At 51.2% G+C, this 16,947-nt stretch carries 17 protein-coding genes; 5 read left to right on the top strand and 12 right to left on the bottom strand.

Features of this window, described 5'->3' with window-relative positions; all coding sequences use genetic code 11:
- Positions 1-2 precede the first annotated feature (2 nt).
- Positions 3-2,393, bottom strand: a complete 2,391-nt coding sequence (locus SK54_RS19545) for a glucose/quinate/shikimate family membrane-bound PQQ-dependent dehydrogenase (RefSeq protein WP_048247811.1) — start codon at positions 2,391-2,393, stop codon at positions 3-5.
- Between the two features lie 206 nt (positions 2,394-2,599).
- Between SK54_RS19545 and hpt the strand changes: the two genes are divergently transcribed.
- Positions 2,600-3,136: a hypoxanthine phosphoribosyltransferase gene (hpt, locus tag SK54_RS19540; protein WP_003856303.1), complete on the top strand. Its 537-nt coding sequence runs from the start codon at positions 2,600-2,602 to the stop codon at positions 3,134-3,136.
- 64 nt (positions 3,137-3,200) lie between these two features.
- On the opposite strand, the gene can is transcribed toward hpt, so the two are convergent.
- Positions 3,201-3,863, bottom strand: a complete 663-nt coding sequence (gene can / locus SK54_RS19535) for a carbonate dehydratase (protein ID WP_003856301.1) — start codon at positions 3,861-3,863, stop codon at positions 3,201-3,203.
- A gap of 107 nt (positions 3,864-3,970) precedes the next feature.
- Between can and SK54_RS19530 the strand changes: the two genes are divergently transcribed.
- The 4 genes from SK54_RS19530 to SK54_RS19515 all read left to right on the top strand — a co-directional run bounded on the left by SK54_RS19530 (position 3,971) and on the right by SK54_RS19515 (position 7,521).
- Entirely contained in the window at positions 3,971-4,897 is a 927-nt protein-coding gene (locus SK54_RS19530; protein ID WP_003856300.1) for an ABC transporter ATP-binding protein, read from the top strand.
- Complete coding sequence (locus SK54_RS19525) at positions 4,894-5,664, top strand: ABC transporter permease (RefSeq protein WP_006810078.1); 771 nt, start codon at positions 4,894-4,896, stop codon at positions 5,662-5,664. Before SK54_RS19530 ends, SK54_RS19525 begins: the two co-directional genes overlap by 4 nt.
- Positions 5,665-5,769: 105 nt before the next feature.
- Positions 5,770-6,210, top strand: a complete 441-nt coding sequence (locus tag SK54_RS19520) for a PTS sugar transporter subunit IIA (RefSeq protein ID WP_047364722.1) — start codon at positions 5,770-5,772, stop codon at positions 6,208-6,210.
- 63 nt (positions 6,211-6,273) lie between these two features.
- A complete protein-coding gene (locus SK54_RS19515) occupies positions 6,274-7,521 on the top strand; it encodes a polysaccharide deacetylase family protein (protein WP_047364724.1) in 1,248 nt (415 codons plus the stop codon).
- A gap of 1 nt (position 7,522) precedes the next feature.
- Here the strand turns inward: SK54_RS19515 and SK54_RS19510 are convergent, their stop codons facing one another.
- The 10 genes from SK54_RS19510 to panB form a co-directional block, all read right to left on the bottom strand.
- The gene (locus SK54_RS19510; protein ID WP_048247809.1) at positions 7,523-8,599 is read right to left on the bottom strand and encodes a fimbrial protein StkG; all 1,077 of its coding nucleotides are present in this window, start codon (positions 8,597-8,599) and stop codon (positions 7,523-7,525) included.
- An 11-nt stretch (positions 8,600-8,610) separates the two neighbouring features.
- Entirely contained in the window at positions 8,611-9,219 is a 609-nt protein-coding gene (locus SK54_RS19505) for a fimbrial-like protein (protein WP_045337993.1), read from the bottom strand.
- Between the two features lie 14 nt (positions 9,220-9,233).
- Positions 9,234-9,797 carry a fimbrial protein gene (locus SK54_RS19500; protein WP_015572702.1) on the bottom strand — a complete coding sequence of 188 codons (564 nt, stop codon included), beginning with the start codon at positions 9,795-9,797 and terminating at the stop codon, positions 9,234-9,236.
- Positions 9,798-9,823: 26 nt separating this feature from the next.
- On the bottom strand, positions 9,824-10,399 hold the full coding sequence (locus tag SK54_RS19495) for a fimbrial protein (protein ID WP_015572703.1): 576 nt from the start codon (positions 10,397-10,399) through the stop codon (positions 9,824-9,826).
- Positions 10,400-10,427: 28 nt separating this feature from the next.
- Positions 10,428-13,019 carry an outer membrane usher protein gene (locus tag SK54_RS19490; RefSeq protein WP_047728715.1) on the bottom strand — a complete coding sequence of 864 codons (2,592 nt, stop codon included), beginning with the start codon at positions 13,017-13,019 and terminating at the stop codon, positions 10,428-10,430.
- Positions 13,020-13,099: 80 nt separating this feature from the next.
- Positions 13,100-13,843, bottom strand: coding sequence for a fimbrial chaperone (locus tag SK54_RS19485; RefSeq protein ID WP_015572704.1), 744 nt, complete (start codon positions 13,841-13,843; stop codon positions 13,100-13,102).
- A gap of 81 nt (positions 13,844-13,924) precedes the next feature.
- Complete coding sequence (locus SK54_RS19480) at positions 13,925-14,533, bottom strand: fimbrial protein (protein ID WP_017383757.1); 609 nt, start codon at positions 14,531-14,533, stop codon at positions 13,925-13,927.
- A 277-nt stretch (positions 14,534-14,810) separates the two neighbouring features.
- Positions 14,811-15,191 (bottom strand): aspartate 1-decarboxylase, encoded by a 381-nt coding sequence (gene panD / locus SK54_RS19475; RefSeq protein WP_003856284.1) that lies wholly within the window; start codon positions 15,189-15,191, stop codon positions 14,811-14,813.
- A 32-nt stretch (positions 15,192-15,223) separates the two neighbouring features.
- Positions 15,224-16,075 (bottom strand): pantoate--beta-alanine ligase, encoded by an 852-nt coding sequence (panC, locus tag SK54_RS19470; RefSeq protein WP_003856282.1) that lies wholly within the window; start codon positions 16,073-16,075, stop codon positions 15,224-15,226.
- Positions 16,076-16,086: 11 nt separating this feature from the next.
- Positions 16,087-16,878: a 3-methyl-2-oxobutanoate hydroxymethyltransferase gene (gene panB / locus SK54_RS19465; RefSeq protein ID WP_015572705.1), complete on the bottom strand. Its 792-nt coding sequence runs from the start codon at positions 16,876-16,878 to the stop codon at positions 16,087-16,089.
- Between the last annotated feature and the right edge of the window lie 69 nt (positions 16,879-16,947).

Below are 16,947 nucleotides of genomic sequence, written 5' to 3'. Positions count from 1 at the left end.
CGTTACTTAGCGTCGTCAGGCAGTGCATACGCGACAATATAGTCGCCCATCTTCGTGCCAAACGAACCGTGACCACCCGCAGAGATGACAACGTACTGCTTGCCATTCACTTCATAGGTCATCGGCGTTGCCTGTCCACCGGCTGGCAGACGGCCTTGCCACAGTTTCTCACCGTTGGTCATGTTGTACGCGCGCAGGTAGTTATCTGCGGTTGCCGCGATGAACAGCACGTTACCGGCGGTGGAGATTGGGCCACCCAGCATTGGCATACCCATATTGAAAGGCACTGGAACAGGCATCGGGAACGGCATGCTGTCCTGTGGCGTACCAATACGTTTCTTCCAGACGATCTTGTTGGTCTTCAGATCCAGACCGGAGATATAACCCCAGGCAGGCTGTTTACACGGCAGACCAAACGGAGACAGGAACGGATTCAGGGTCACACCATAAGGAACGCCATACTGTGGCTGGATACCGGCTTCGGTACCGCTGCCTTTCGCATCTTTCGGCTGCTCCATTGGGTTACCCGGACCACGAGGGATCAGGCGGGAAACGAACGGCAGCGCCATTGGGTTAGCGATGGCGACCTGACGGTTAGGGTCAACGGAGATCCCACCCCATTCGAACATCCCCAGGTTACCCGGGAAGACCAGCGTACCCTGCTCTGACGGCGGGGTGAAAATCCCTTCGTAGCGCAGTTGGTGGAACATCACGCGGCATACCAGCTGGTCAAACATGGTGGCACCCCACATGTCTGCACCGCTGAGATCTTTCTTCGGACGGAAGCTCAGGTCAGAGAACGGCTGCGTTTTGGTGACGTAGTCGCCTTTGGCCGCACCCTGCGGAACCGGTTTTTCCGGCGCAGGAACAACCAGCTTACCGTTGCTACGATCAAGCACGAAGATGTTACCGGTTTTCGCCGGGGCGTAAATCACCGGTACGGTTTTACCGTTAACGGTAATGTCCGCCAGCGTCGGCTGGGACGGCATATCCATATCCCACAGATCGTGGTGAACGGTCTGGTAGCTCCATGCCAGTTTACCGGTTGTTGCGTTCAGCGCCACGATGGAGCTGGCGTAACGTTCCTGCTCCGGCGTACGGTTACCGCCCCAGATATCCGGCGTGGTCACGCCCATCGGCAGGTAGACCAGGTCCAGCCTCGCGTCATACGCTGCCGGTGCCCAGGAGTTCGGTGAGTTAAAGGTAAAGGTGTGTTCATCCGATGGGATCGCGTTAGGATCTTTCGCGCCCGGGTCGAAGGCCCACAGCAGTTTACCGGTGTTCACGTCGAAACCACGGATAACGCCGGAGGTTTCACGGGTAGAGAAGTTATCCGTTACCGAACCGGCAATCACGATGGTTTTATCGGTGATGATTGGCGGGGAGGTCGGCTCATACAGGCCCGGCGTGGTGTCCGGCATGTTGGTCTGAAGATTCAGAATGCCTTTATTGGCGAAGGTTTCGCACAGCTTGCCGGTCTCAGCGTTAATGGCAAACAGGCGGCCATCGTTCACCGGCAGCATAATGCGGCGAGGACAGTCGGCAATGACTTCCGGGCTGGCATTATCGGCGCGCGCTTCGTGGTAAGAGACGCCGCGGCAGGTAATGTGCTGGAACGACGGGTTGGAGTTCAGCTGTGGATCAAAGTGCCATTTCTCTTTACCGGTAGCCGCGTCGAGCGCGAACAGACGCTGGTGCGCCGTACACAGGTAGAGCATGTTGCCCACTTTAATCGGGGTCACTTCGTTGGTCAGCTCACCCGGATCGTTTGGCATCTTCAGGTCGCCGGTACGGAATACCCAGGCTTCCTTCAGGTTTTTCACGTTGTCCGCGTTGATCTGCTTCAGCGGGGAGTAGCGTTGACCTTCCTGGTTACGACCATAAGCAGGCCAGTCACCGTCCGCCACCTGCGAAATAGCCGCAGCCGGCGTGGATTCCGCGTTCAGCGTACCGTTGATCTCCTGCGGGTCGTTAAAACCGGCCCAGGTCAGGATGCCGCCACTAATCAGCAGGGCAACGACCAGACCGGCCACGGCCCCACTGGAAGGGACGATCAGACGACGCCAGACAAACGGCAGGATCAGCCAGATACCGAAGAAGACCAGAATGTCGCTGCGCGGCGTCAACGCCCAGAAGTCGAACCCGACTTCCCAGACGCCCCAGATCATGGTTGCGAGCAGTAACGCTGCGTACAGCCACAGAGCAGATTGTTTTCTGCGTAAAAGCAGGACGGTTACGCCAACCATAACCAGACCCGCAATCGGGTAGTACCAGGAGCCGCCAATCGCGACCAGCCATACGCCACCGATTAACAAATACAGCGCGCAGAATGCGGCAAACGCGGCTGTTAATGTCACCAGTAGACGCGGCTGTTTAGTTTTTGTTTCAGCCATAGAAAAGTACTCGTCAGTTTTGTTAATTATTTGCTAGCAATTAATTATAGGTATTAACAACTGTGATCGGAATCACAAATATTGCTTTTTATAACTCATACGCCAGGCTTATCCATTTACTGGTATAATGGCTGGCTTGCGTATCGATGCCGGAGCGAGAGTCATCCGCATTGAGAGATTTTCACTAAAATCATTTGGTTAGTAATATGAAACATACTGTTGAAGTGATGATCCCGGAAGCCGAGATCAAAGCGCGTATCGCCGAACTGGGTCGTCAAATCACCGAACATTACAAGGACAGCGGCAGCGAAATGGTGCTGGTCGGTCTGTTGCGTGGTTCTTTCATGTTCATGGCAGACCTGTGCCGTGAAGTGCAGGTGCCGCACGAGGTCGATTTTATGACCGCCTCCAGCTACGGCAGCGGCATGTCCACAACCCGTGATGTGAAAATCCTGAAAGATCTGGATGAAGATATTCGTGGCAAAGATGTGTTGATTGTTGAGGACATCATCGACTCCGGCAACACGCTCTCTAAGGTGCGCGAGATCCTGAGCCTGCGTGAACCAAAATCACTGGCGATTTGTACTCTGCTGGATAAGCCTGAGCGCCGTGAAGTGCAGGTGCCGGTGGAGTTCGTTGGTTTCTCCATCCCGGACGAATTCGTGGTGGGTTACGGCATTGATTACGCGCAGCGTTATCGCCATCTGCCGTATGTTGGGAAAGTGGTGATTCTGGACGAATAATTGCGGGCTGATGCCCTCACCCCAGCCCTCTCCCACAGGGAGAGGGTGAAAACCCCCGGCTTTGTTATTTATGGTTAACGTGCTTAAGCTTGAGGTTGGCAATTCCCGAGCGGTAACGCTGTTCCAGCGTTTCGCGGTTGGTGGCGGTCACTTCCAGATTGCGTAGCAGGCCGTCGTGAATACCGTACGCCCAGCCGTGGATGGAGACCTTCTGTCCGCGTTTCCAGGCAGACTGCATAATCGTCGAGTGGCCCAGGTTATAGACCTGCTCCATCACGTTCAGCTCACACAGCGTGTCGAGACGGCGCTCCTGCGGCATTTCGCCCAGCAGTGAGCTATGTTTGAACCAGATATCACGGATGTGCAGCAGCCAGTTATCGATTAACCCCAGCTCTGTATTTTCGACCGCCGCCTGTACGCCGCCGCAGCCGTAGTGGCCACAAATAATGATGTGCTCAACCTCCAGAACGTCAACGGCATACTGAACAACCGAAAGACAGTTGAGATCGGTATGAATAACGAGATTAGCAACATTGCGGTGAACAAACAGTTCGCCCGGTTCAAGACCGGTCAGACGTTCGGCGGGGACGCGGCTGTCGGAACATCCAATCCAGAGAAAGCGCGGGTTCTGCGCCTGCGCGAGTTTTCCAAAAAATCCGGGGTCTTCCTCCACCAGCATTTTTGACCATAGTGCATTGTTGCTGATGAGTGTATCTATGTCGTTCATGGAGGTTAGCGACCTGTAACCAAGTGATTGCGTTGCGCTACTATAGGGTAACCCGACTTTTAATGAAACCACACAACGTGTGTCAGAACTTAAGGTAAGTTGAATTCATGGCGATTGCACTGGAGCTTGAACAGCTCAAAAAAACCTACCCGGGGGGCGTCCAGGCGCTGCGCGGGATAGATCTTAAAGTCGAAGCGGGAGATTTCTACGCGCTTTTGGGGCCGAACGGGGCGGGAAAATCGACCACCATCGGGATTATCAGCTCGCTGGTCAATAAAACCTCGGGCCGCGTCAGCGTGTTTGGCTACGACCTGCAAAAAGACGTGGTCAACGCCAAGCGCCAGCTGGGGCTGGTGCCGCAGGAGTTCAACTTCAACCCGTTTGAGACGGTACAGCAGATTGTTGTTAACCAGGCGGGTTACTATGGCGTTGAGCGCAAAGAAGCGCTGGAGCGCAGCGAAAAGTATCTCAAACAGCTTGACCTGTGGGAGAAGCGTAACGAGCGCGCGCGGATGTTGTCCGGGGGGATGAAGCGCCGCCTGATGATTGCTCGCGCGCTGATGCACGAGCCAAAGCTGCTCATTCTTGATGAACCGACCGCTGGCGTGGATATTGAACTGCGTCGTTCCATGTGGGGCTTCCTGAAGGATCTGAACGACAAAGGCACCACCATCATCCTGACTACGCACTACCTGGAAGAGGCGGAGATGCTGTGCCGCAATATCGGCATCATTCAGCACGGCGAGCTGGTGGAAAACACCTCGATGAAGAACCTGCTCTCCAAGCTGAAATCCGAAACCTTCATTCTCGATCTGGCGGCGAAAAGCGCCCTGCCGAAGCTGGAGGGGTATAACTATCGCCTGGTCGATACCTCGACGCTGGAAGTGGAAGTGCTGCGCGAGCAGGGGATTAACAGCGTGTTCTCCCAACTGAGCGCGCAGGGGATTCAGGTCTTAAGTATGCGTAACAAAGCGAACCGACTGGAAGAGCTGTTTGTCTCTCTGGTGCACGATAAACAAGGAGACAAGGCATGACGCATCTTTACTGGGTCGCGCTGAAAAGCATCTGGGCGAAAGAGATTAACCGCTTTATGCGCATCTGGGTGCAAACCCTGGTGCCGCCGGTGATCACCATGACGCTCTACTTCATCATTTTCGGCAACCTGATTGGCTCCCGCATTGGTGAGATGCACGGCTTTACCTATATGCAGTTTATCGTGCCGGGCCTGATCATGATGGCAGTGATCACCAACGCTTACGCGAACGTGGCATCCTCATTCTTCAGCGCCAAGTTCCAGCGCAACATTGAAGAGCTGCTGGTGGCGCCAGTGCCGACGCACGTCATTATCGCCGGTTACGTGGGCGGCGGCGTGGCGCGCGGGCTGTGCGTGGGTATTCTGGTGACGGCGATTTCGCTGTTCTTCGTGCCGTTCCAGGTGCACTCGTGGCTATTCGTCGCGCTCACGTTATTGCTTACTGCGATCCTGTTCTCACTGGCTGGCTTGCTGAATGCCGTGTTCGCCAAAACGTTTGATGACATCAGCCTGATCCCGACCTTCGTGCTGACGCCGCTGACCTATCTGGGCGGGGTGTTCTACTCCCTGACGCTGCTGCCGCCGTTCTGGCAGGCGCTGTCGCACCTGAACCCGATTGTCTATATGATCAGCGGCTTCCGCTTTGGTTTCCTCGGCATTACCGATGTCCCGCTGTTCACCACCGTTGTGGTGCTGGCGGTATTTATCGTGGCGTTCTATCTGCTGTGCTGGTATTTGATCCAGCGTGGACGTGGGCTGCGTAGCTAATCTTCTGCCCGGCGACGTTCTGTTTGCCGGGCACTTTCTTTGACAGTTATCACCGTAAACTAACCTTCACCTGGATAAACTACTCGCCTGCTAAGGAGAGACGATATGCTGGGATGGGTTATCACCTGCCACGATGAAGAGGCACAGGAAATGCTCCTGAAGCTGGAGGCCCGATTTGGCCCTCTGGCGCAATGTCGTGCGGTAAATTACTGGCGAGGGCTGAGCACCAATATGCTAAGCCGGATGATGTGCGACGCGCTGCATGAAACCGACACCGGTGATGGCGTGATTTTTCTCACCGACAGATCGGGCGCGGCGCCTTACCGTTCAGCGGCGTTAATGAGCCATAAGCATGATAACTGTGAAGTGATCTCCGGTATCAGCCTGCCTTTACTCGAAGCGATGTATCCGCTGCGCGCAACGTTGAGCAGCGCTGAGTTTCGTCACGCCATTGTGGCGCAGGGCTCGCCGGACGTGAGCAGCCTGTGGCACCAGCAGCAGAAGAATCCGCCTTTCGTTCTGCTTCACGATCTGTATAAGCATTAAACATTGGTATTGATGTCGCTTTTGCTACAATGGCGACTGATTTTCCGTATCGATTTATATCCCATGCTCATGCGCGTTATCTTTATCCTTCTGCTACTGGTCTCCGGTGGTGCGTCTGCCAGCCTGACCATTCAGCAAGGCCTTCCTGCCCAATATATGCAAACCACCGAAGATGCGGCCATCTGGGCTCAGGTGGGAAATGCCGTCGTGAACGTGGGCAATGTCCGCGCCGGGCAGATCCTCGCCGTCTTTCCGGCCGCGGCGGATTACTATGAATTTCGTTTCGGATTCGGTACGGGGTTTATTGATAAAGAGCACCTGGAAAAAGTGCAGGGTAAGCAACGCGTCGAGGATAGCCTGGGCGATCTGAACAAGCCGCTCAGCAATCAAAACCTCATCACCTGGAAAGACACGCCAGTGTATAATGCCCCCAGCAGCGGAAGCGCGCCCTTTGGCACCTTAAGCGCCAATCTTCGCTATCCGATTCTGAATAAGCTGAAAGATCGCCTGAACCAGACCTGGTTTCAGATCCGCATCGGCAATCGTCTGGCGTGGATCAGCAGCCTGGATGCACAGGAAGATAACGGACTGCCGGTTCTGACCTACCACCATATCCTGCGTGATGAAGAGAACACCCGTTTTCGACATACCTCCACGACAACCAGCGTACGTGCGTTTAATAATCAGATGGCCTGGTTACGCGATCAAGGCTATACCACGCTGACAATGTACCAGCTTGAAGGGTACGTGCGTAACAAGATGAACCTCCCCGCGAAAGCGGTGGTGATCACTTTTGATGATGGCCTGAAATCGGTGAGCCGCTACGCGTATCCGGTGCTGAAAGAGTATGGCTTCAACGCGACGGCGTTTATTATTTCATCCCGAATCAAAGGTCACCCTCAGAAGTGGGATCCCCGATCGCTACAGTTTATGAGCGTTCAGGAAATTAAGGCCATTCAGGATGTGTTCGACATTCAGTCTCACACCCACTTCCTGCATCGCGTGGATGGGTATAAGCACCCCATCTTATTGAGCCGCAGCTATCACGTGATCCTGTTCGATTTTGAACGCTCACGGCGTGCACTGGCGCAGTTCAACCCGCGCGTGCTGTATGTTTCGTACCCGTTTGGCGGGTATGACAATAAAGCGATTAAAGCCGCGAATGATGCCGGTTTTCATCTGGCAGTGACAACGGTGAAGGGGAAGGTGAAGCCGGGGGATAATCCGTTCTTACTGAAGCGACTGTATATTCTGAGAACGGATTCGCTGGAGACAATGTCGCGGCTGATCAGCAATCAGCCGCAGGGGTAGGTTATTCGTACGTGGTCTGAATGGTCACGGTGGTACCGAAAACACCGACGGTTACCGGATCGCTACCGGTTTTGACCAACCTGGCCCAAAGTGATCTGTCAATAATACTAACAGGATCCCCAACAACCTCTCCTATAGCAATGACACGTTGGTAACTGTCTGCCGGCACGGGGTAATGATCATTTTCAGAATCCGTAATCATGACGCCGACGCCTCCTGCCGCAGTAACACCACCAATATTCTCGACGGTATTGGTAAAATATTTTTTATCTGCGGTGGTATGTGTGGAGGATAACGTATAGTAAACAGCGGTTGTATTTACACATGTACCCGTAACATGGAACTCGACTTTGCTGGTATTCCCGTTTTCGACTTCTGCGGGATACCAGTCACCAAGATTTACCGTTGTGGGCGCACGTAAGACACAGGTCGGGCGATTTAATGGCATGCTAAATGACATCTCGCTCATGTTCACATGGGGACGAGGGTGATCGGATGTCTTCGGATCGCTTGGATCGCCCAGAATGATCTGACCAATCGGGCCTGCACCGGCCGTTAAAAAATTAACATCCGAAGGAACACCCTGAAATCCATTGGTTTGATAGATTTCCATGCGCACATGCCAGGTTTTTTCGTCAAGCAGCTCTTCGTGATCGTCATTAGGTGCGGTCATATACCAGGACCCTGCGTTGGGCGGGAACCACGCGGTGACGCCGTTACCATCGGGATACATCGCCAGGGTATAGACAATACCCGGAATATTCGTCCGGAAGGTGGCTTTGTTATCTATGTAGCCTGCCAGCATTGAGTTGTCGGTAATCTGATAGGTGTTTTCACCGTCATTTCCCCCAGCACAGTGAGATTTTAACGCAGGCGTTGTTTCCATAATGATCGTATTACTGATCTGTATGGGAGTTGTTACTGTGCCCACAGGCAGAGGAGTGATAACTGGTTGTGCACCTGGAGACATAATCTGCAAGTCATCATTACCGTAAAATTTGCACTCCTCGAAATTAGCCCGTGCTGCGCCAGACAGCCCGAACGCTGCGAACGCTAATATAGTGAGGTATTTTTTCATCCTAAATCCCTTTATTCGTAGCTGACATTAACCAGAACATTACTTATCACAGCGCCGCTGGTGATCGTTCCAATATTCTGATAACGTGCGTAAAAGCCATAATCCTTTATATAGTTCTCACTACTTCCACCGACATCGTAAATAACGTTTGATGTCCCGTCGCTGTTCAGGACGTTAGTTTTGAACGTATCTGAAAAAATAACGATACCCACATTTTCAGCCGCACCGGCTGTGGCATCGTTTTTAAACACCTGGTTGTGATTACTCCAGAAACCATTTTGCGGAGCAAAACTAAATTTTAGTTTGTTAATCGTTGCGCCTTCTGTACTACTCGCATAGCAGTCATCTACGTGGATGGTAAAAGGCGTTCCAGCTTCATCATCGTTTGGCGATAAACGATCGCTCTTGTCGCTGTTATAAAACCAGTCTCGTGACACGGTCGGCAAAGTGATCTCTCCGCCGTTTTCGACGCTTAGCCGACAGGTATTATTAACGATGTTTGCTGTCAGGTTTACATCCATACCTGAACCTGCCTGGCTTACGCCAGGCAGAGTGCTACCAGCCAGACCGATAAGCAACACAAGACCGGGCTGGTGTAAATTAAACGGTGATTGTTGCATAATGGTTCCTGGAATTATTGATAGGTGACTGTGAAGGTTACTGGCGCAGTAACGGCACCTGTGCCAACATCGGCAATATTTCTGTCTTTCGCAATCACAATGCGTGAGTTCATCGGGAATTCCCCTACACCGTCAGCAATGGTGACCTCCTGTGCCGCCGGAGGCCTTTTGCAACTCAACATTACGCCAGTATCTACAACTCCTGACCAGATTTCGAAGCCTGTTGCTAACCCAGCAGAATAAGAATCTCCGTCCGTTTTCGGACCCGAGCATCCCCCACCTGCACCACTCGCTGCGGCTACCGTTGCCTTAGTTACACCAGAGCAGTTTGTAAAGGCAATTTTTAACGGCTCGACACGAGTCTTATTTACCAGATCGGTTTTATATACGTCGCCAAACGCAATTTCAGTGGACGCAGTTCCTGCACCGTTAAGCACTTTTGCTGTACACGTGCCCGAGACTATTTTTGATTTTATCGTTAATTTAACACTGTCAGTACCTGTAATTGCTGCGTTTGCCATTCCCGAATACAGAAGTGCAGAAACGGACAGGGCGATAAAAGTAGATTTAAATTTCATAATGTTGCTCCGTTTTCCTGCACCAATTACTCGTAGCTAAATTCAAAAGTCGCAGTAGCCTCAAAATCACCAACTGTCATGCTATTAACTTTGGTTTCACGTATTGTGGCTACTAAAGGAACTTCTTTATTCTGGATTTCTGTTGCACTCCAGACCAGTCGCTTAGCATCATCGTCAGAGTTGATGATAAAAGGGGCCTCCGGTGCGCTGGCTCTGGCAATTTCAACAGCAGAGAAATCTGCGCCTCCATCGGCTTTTGGTTTTTGATTAACAAGGCCGCTAAGCAAATAACCCGATTGGCTTCCTTTTACCGTGGCTTTCAGTGAGGTCAGAGAGGCCGGGCATTCAACAATCACAATTTTGAAATTGGCATTTGCGGTGCCAGCTTTGACATCGTCGAGACGCACCTGGCCGCCGTTACCAATGAGCAGTGTTTGATCCGTATCGGAACCCGTACCGCCCATCAGTTTCATATCACAAGTGGTTTCACGGATATTGGCCGTAAAGTTAACATCGAGATTCGTGCCCTCGGCGAGCGCCGAACCTGATAACGCCAGCATCGTTACGGCAACGACTGACAGGCTATAAAGATTTTTTTTCATACAAACTCTCGTCTATTTTCCCGAATAATTACATCTGGCACACTTGATTGCTGAGCACCGTTGTAAGTCCTACTTTTTGAGCATGTGATGAGACGTTATAATGCACGTCACATTTACTGTCTTTATCGCTTCCCCAGACAACATGAAGCGTGCCTTCATCCTCAACGCCGCGGACATAGGCTTGCCCCGCCTGTCCCACGGTGCCAATAGATTCATTTTTTTCATTTAAAACATCAGCGCCTAAAGGAATAAATCCGTTATCGGTGCGCTTAAGTTCTAAAATTAATGAACGACCTTCATCGGTTGCAAAATCAACCAGCACAACGGAACCACTGCGGGGAACCGTAATTTCACTGGTGTTTTTAATTTCAACGTCGTTTTCCAGCGTGCTGATATCAAGGTATACGCGGTTTTCACGGTAGGCAGACATATAAGGCAGAATGCCATAGCCGGAACTGCCTATTTCGCTGTTACCAAAGCCGATACCGGCGCCTTTCGCACCACTCGCTTTGACCAGTGCCAGCGCATCGTTGTCACCAATACTCCCTGGCGCAAATGCAATACCTCCTGAATGGATGACCATGCCACCGTTATAGGAGGCAGAATATTGTTTACTGTTGTCATCACCAAAAGAGGCAGATAAACCCAGCGGGCCATATTCACTGTTATAGGACCCGTAGCCGCTTATCTGATTCAGGTCACCATAATTACCACTGTTTGACGAGGCGCTAACGGAATAACTCACCTTATTATCTTGCGTATTTCCACCCGCGGACGTGTTAAAACTTGTGCCGCCTTTAAGGTCGGAACGTAATCCCATGTTGATGTTCGAGAATCCACCGGCATTCCCTCTATCTTTTGAGAATACACTTAATGGAATGCTTAGGCTTAAATAAACGCTGTCGTCTTTCTTGCCGTTCTGATCATAGGTTCGCTGTATTGACAAGCTGTAGCTGCCGTAGGTGAAGCTATTGTTATACCCAATATTGTAATTGGAAGTAGAGCCCGTCGCGTTCCAGTAATCCTGCCAGGTGCCGCTTACATACAGGGAGCCAAAATTGTCTTCTCCGGAGGTCAGCGGTTGGTTAAGACTAATTTGCACCTGGTTTTTGGTGCGCTGATAGTCTGCATATAGCGCTTCGTTTGAGTCATAGCTACGGTTTGAGTACTTCTGGTGCCTAATACTGTCCTGAAGTTGCGCCGCATCGTTAAGCGTCAGGTAGTCTTCCGTCGAGAAACGATAAGCCGCAACGTTAAAGGAAGTATTCGTCGACTCAATCATTTTGCTGTAGGTTAAACGATAACTTTGCCCGCTTAATTTATCCAGCCCCTCAATATCTGCATAAGATTGCGTAACGTCGAATGCAAACGCACCAACAGGGGTGTTCATTGCCACGCCGAGAATACCGGCATAAAAATCCATGTCGGTATATTGCGCGCCAATATAACCCGTGAACGTATTATTCAGGCCATAGTAAAGCGTACCGTAACCCACTTTAGGCGCATCAATCAGTGAATCGTCATTTAATTCACCTAAACCGACGTCCCAGCGAGAGGCTCCCGGACGGAGCATCTGCGTGACGGATGAAAAGGGTACGGTAAAGGAGCGTTTGCTGCCATCCGCTTCTTCAATCGTTACCAGTAAATCATTTCCGTAACCTGTGGTACTCAGGTCGTTTATTTCAAACGCGCCTGGTGGCACCGAGGTTTCATAAATCTTATTGCCGCTCTGCGTGACGCTGACCTTCGCGTTACTGTTCGCGACACCCCGAATGACAGGCGCGTAGCCTGTGGACCCCATTGGCAACATGCGATCGTCACTGTACATGCGTGCGCCGCGAAGGCTCATAGAGTTAAATGCCTCGCCACGCGTGTAAGAGTCGCCGATGACAAACTGGGCACTCAATGGTGTAATATCGCGCTGCAAATAGACATCCTGACTGGAGTATTTTGTGCCGCTATCTTTGTCCCAGTTAAAATTGCCACGCGAGCGCAGGCGCCATGGCCCCATATTCAGACCATAGCGTAACCCTACATATGCACTTTCTGATGTACTGCCGTTGTTCTCGCTACGCCAGCCGTTCATGTCATAAGAGAGCAGAGCGGCAGGAATCCCGTTATCCCACAACGATGGATCGACATAGCCCGCCGGGCGTTTCAGCACATAAATCTGGGGAAAATTAAAATCCATAGCCTGCTTGCCACTGTCATAGCTAACCGTAGCGCCAGCGAAAGATTTTTTAATATCGACGCAGGTTTCATCGTCTTCCGGTCCGTCAGGCAATGTGCTGGTGTCGACACCCGATTGTGACAGCAGCAGTTTTGTTATGCACGGGGTCGCACGAGGTGTTCCGTTATCTTTAAACGTGACCTCCACGGTGGACTTCAGTTTACCGTTCAGGTTGATCTTAGTGCGATAGGTCCCCGGTAAAACCGGGTTGCCATGTGAAAAACGATTAATATCAATATTAGCGCTGCCATTTAAAAGAAATTGATCGTTAAACTCGACCTCTTCTTCATTATCAGGCAGATCTTTTGCTGGCGTGATATTTTCTGCACAGGCATAAAAAGGCAATGCTGCACTTATCGTAAGACATAAAAGAGAACGTTTAAATAACATGGCACATCCACTTAATCAGTGCAGAGAGGTCCTCTCCACAGAGTTAATGCTATTAATTATTATATGTATTAAAGGGTGCTCTATTTTAGTCCCGCTTCGTGATGGTCTGTGCCGCCATAGTCATTAATAGAATCAAACTCTACTTTACCATTTACGGCAGAAGCTAAACCTTTAACCGTCATTGTGGTATCACTGAACGGTGGAACGGCCTTATGATCAACGTCGTATGTTTTTTGACTGGCTTTAATGGTTACCGCCGAAACGGAGACGTTATACGGTGAATTATTATGGGCAACAAGCTTAACCGCGTTTCCTTCTTTTTTCTGCGTCCATGTCAAATGCTCAGCTGCTTCACCTGCCGAGCCTTTTAACCCGTCAGGACGGTAAAAGAATTTAATACGTGTTCTGAATGCCAGTTGAAGCTGGTTAAGATTCTCTTTATCCGCAGCTTTTGATTTTGGTGGAATCTCCAGGACATTGAACCAGAAAAGCGATTCACGATCCTGTGGTAAAGGTGTACCTGTGTAGGTAATACGTACGGATTGGCCTTTTTTCGGGTCAATACGGGATACTGGAGGGGTAATGATAAAAGGAAGCTTTAACTCTTCCGGATTTACGCCATCACGCCCATCATCAAGCCAGGTTTGAACCAAAAGCGGTTTGGTTCCATGGTTATCGAGATTAACAACAACATCCTTCGATGACTGTGGATAGATAATACGGGTGCCGGAAATAACAATATCCGCACTTGCATTCGATGTGGCCAAAACGGCAGTTGCGAGCAATACGGCTTGAAAACTTTTAATGAAGACTGAATGAGACATTTTTTCCACTTCCTTTTGGAATTACACAAGCAATCCCTCATTCATCATGAAGGATTGCTTAATTTAAAGTTTACGAATCTCTTATTCGTAAATCATGGTGAAGGCAACCTGTGCCTGCACGGTACCAGCAGAAACTGGATTACTTGTTGCATCCCAACCCTGACCCTGGGTGTACGCTACGCGGTAGTACAGGTTTCCTGCGCCAGAAGTTTCATCGATGGTTGCTTTCTGGGAGTTGTTAGTCTGGTCAATTTTGATCTGATCGACAGCTGAGTTACCGTCGTTTGACAGCACCAGGTTAACGTTCTTAGCTGAACCCTGAGCATTGCTTGGTGGAACCAGCAGACCGCCTTCGGTAGAAGAGGAGCCAGCCCAGGAAGAGAACTGTGCAGATGCTTTCTTCACAGTTGCGGTATCACAACCGGTCAGTGAAAGGCTGAATTTCTTTTCACCCAGGGTGCTGGTGCTACCCAGTGCGTTTGCGAAATCACGCACAAATACAGTGTCCAGAGTCACGTCAAAATCGTTACCGTTCTGATCGATTTTCTGGTCAAGGGAGACCTGGCAAGTATTGTTAGAAACCATGCCGTGGAAAGTAATAGTGCCGGTGTCAGGATCTGCTGCTACCGCTGAACCCGCAGCCAATACGCTTGCCATAGCAATTGCCAAACCATATTTTTTAGAAATCATTTAAATATCCATATTCGTTGAGTGAATAATAAGTGCCCGTAAATCTTTTATTTGAAATTAAATTTCGTGGCGAATTATATTGTTAATCTCAATGAAATATAGATGTTGTGCGTGATTTAAACTAAATGAATAGTTTAGTAAATTTAAAATTATTTGTTATCAATGTGATGGGATTGTCTGGTTGTGCGGGGAGAGTTTGAATATTAATTCTATAAATGCTTTTTAAAGACCCATTCATTTAATAAATGCGCAGGAATGGGTCGTGGGATAAATATTATCAGGCAACCTGTACCGGAATCGCCTTCGCGGTACGTTTCATCTCATTGTCGCCTTCAAAGTAGGCTACTTTTGGCTGCCAGCGACGCGCTTCTTCGTCAGACATCATGACAAAGCTGGCGATAATCACGATATCGCCTACGTCCGCGCAGTGCGCCGCCGCCCCGTTGACGGAGATGATTTTGGACCCGCGCTCAGCGGCAATGGCGTAGGTAGAGAAGCGTTTGCCGTTATTTACGTTCCAGATATCAATGGCTTCGTTTTCGAGAATACCCGCCGCGTCGAGAAAATCCTGGTCGATCGCGCAGGAGCCTTCATAATGCAGGTCGGCCTGAGTGACTTTCACACGGTGAAGCTTACCTTGCAGCATTTTGCGAATCATTACGTTTACCTTTCATCTTCCGGGTAGAAAAACTACGCCAGCTCAACCACTTTGTTATCGATAAGGCGGGCCTGGCCGAGCCATGCCGCCACCAGAATTACCGCACGTTTGCTGGTCTCTGTAAGTGCCAGAAGCGTATCGGCATCCCGAATTTGAACGTCGTCAGCACGAAGACCTTTCTCGTTCAGCGCCTGTTCAGCCAGGGCGATAATCTCTTCTGCTGTTAACTCTTTTGCCAGCAGTTGCTCTGCCATCGTATTCATGACTTTGCTTAAGCCCGGCGCAATTTTACGCTGTTCGGCGGTCAGATAGCCGTTACGGGAACTGAGCGCCAGGCCATCTTTCGCGCGTACAATCGGCACGCCGACGATCTCGATGTCGTAGCCCATGTCGGCAACCATCTTGCGGATCAGCGCCAGCTGCTGGAAATCTTTCTCGCCAAAGCAGGCGATGTCCGGCTGCACAAGGTTAAACAGCTTGCTGACGATGGTGGAGACGCCACGGAAATGGCCCGGGCGGCTGGCGCCCTCCAGCATGGTCGAAATACCCGGCACGTCGACGTAGGTCGATTCAGTGGTACCCTGGGGATACACATCTGCGGGTGCCGGTGCGAAGACGATATCCGCATGACGTTTTTTGAGCTTCTCGCAATCTTCCTGCAAGGTACGTGGGTAGCGCGCCAGATCGTCTTCGCGATCGAACTGCATCGGGTTAACGAAGATACTGACCACCACGATATCTGCCCGGGCTCTCGCTTCATCGACCAGCTTCATATGGCCGTCGTGCAGGTTGCCCATGGTTGGAACAAGGGCGATACGTTTACCTTCCTGACGCGCCCGACGAATATGCTGACGCAGCAGCGGCAGGGTTTCTATGATTAGCACACCTGGACTCCTTAATGGAAACTGTGTTCTTCGCCCGGATAAACGCCGGACTCAACCTCGGCAATATACTGCCGCACAGCAGCACGCATGTCGCCTGCTTCTGACAGGAAATTTTTAGCAAATTTTGGAATATGGCCGCCGGTGATCCCGAAGGCGTCGTGCATGACCAGAATCTGGCCATCGGTGACGTTACCCGCACCGATGCCGATCACCGGAATCGACAGCGCCTCAGTGATACGCTTAGCCAGCTCAACCGGCACACACTCCAGCACCAGCAGCTGCGCGCCCGCGGCTTCCAGCGCCACGGCATCATCAAACAGCGTCTGCGCCGCATCGCCTCGGCCCTGCACCTTATATCCGCCAAAGATGTTGACCGACTGCGGCGTCAGCCCCAAATGACCACAAACCGGCACGGCGCGGTCGGTGAGCATTTTCACCGTATCGACCAGCCAGGCGCCGCCTTCGATTTTGACCATATTGGCGCCGGCGCGCATCACTGTCGCCGCATTTTCGAAGGCCTGCTCCGGGGTGGCATACGCCATAAACGGCAGATCGGAAAGCAGCAGGCAGGCGGGGGCACCCCGGCGCACGGCGCGGGTATGGTAAGCAATATCCTCGACCGTGACCGGCAGAGTGGAATCATGTCCTTGTACCGTCATCCCTAACGAGTCTCCGACCAGCATGACGTTGATCCCTTCTTCGGCAAACAGTTTTGCGAAGCTGTAGTCATACGCGGTGATAGTGGCGAAGCGTTTTTTTTCCTGTTTGCATTTCTGCAATAAGGAGATGGTGGTTGGTTTCATACTGTTTCCTGATGGCCCAAAAGCGAATCTTTGCGCATTCTAACAGTAACATTTGAGGGAACAATGATT

The sequence above is a fragment of the Enterobacter sp. MGH120 genome, assembly GCF_001037725.1.
In the GTDB taxonomy this organism is placed as follows: domain Bacteria; phylum Pseudomonadota; class Gammaproteobacteria; order Enterobacterales; family Enterobacteriaceae; genus Enterobacter; species Enterobacter hormaechei_C.
Note: the sequence above shows the minus strand (reverse complement) of the source record. Positions and strands in the feature narration are given on the sequence as shown.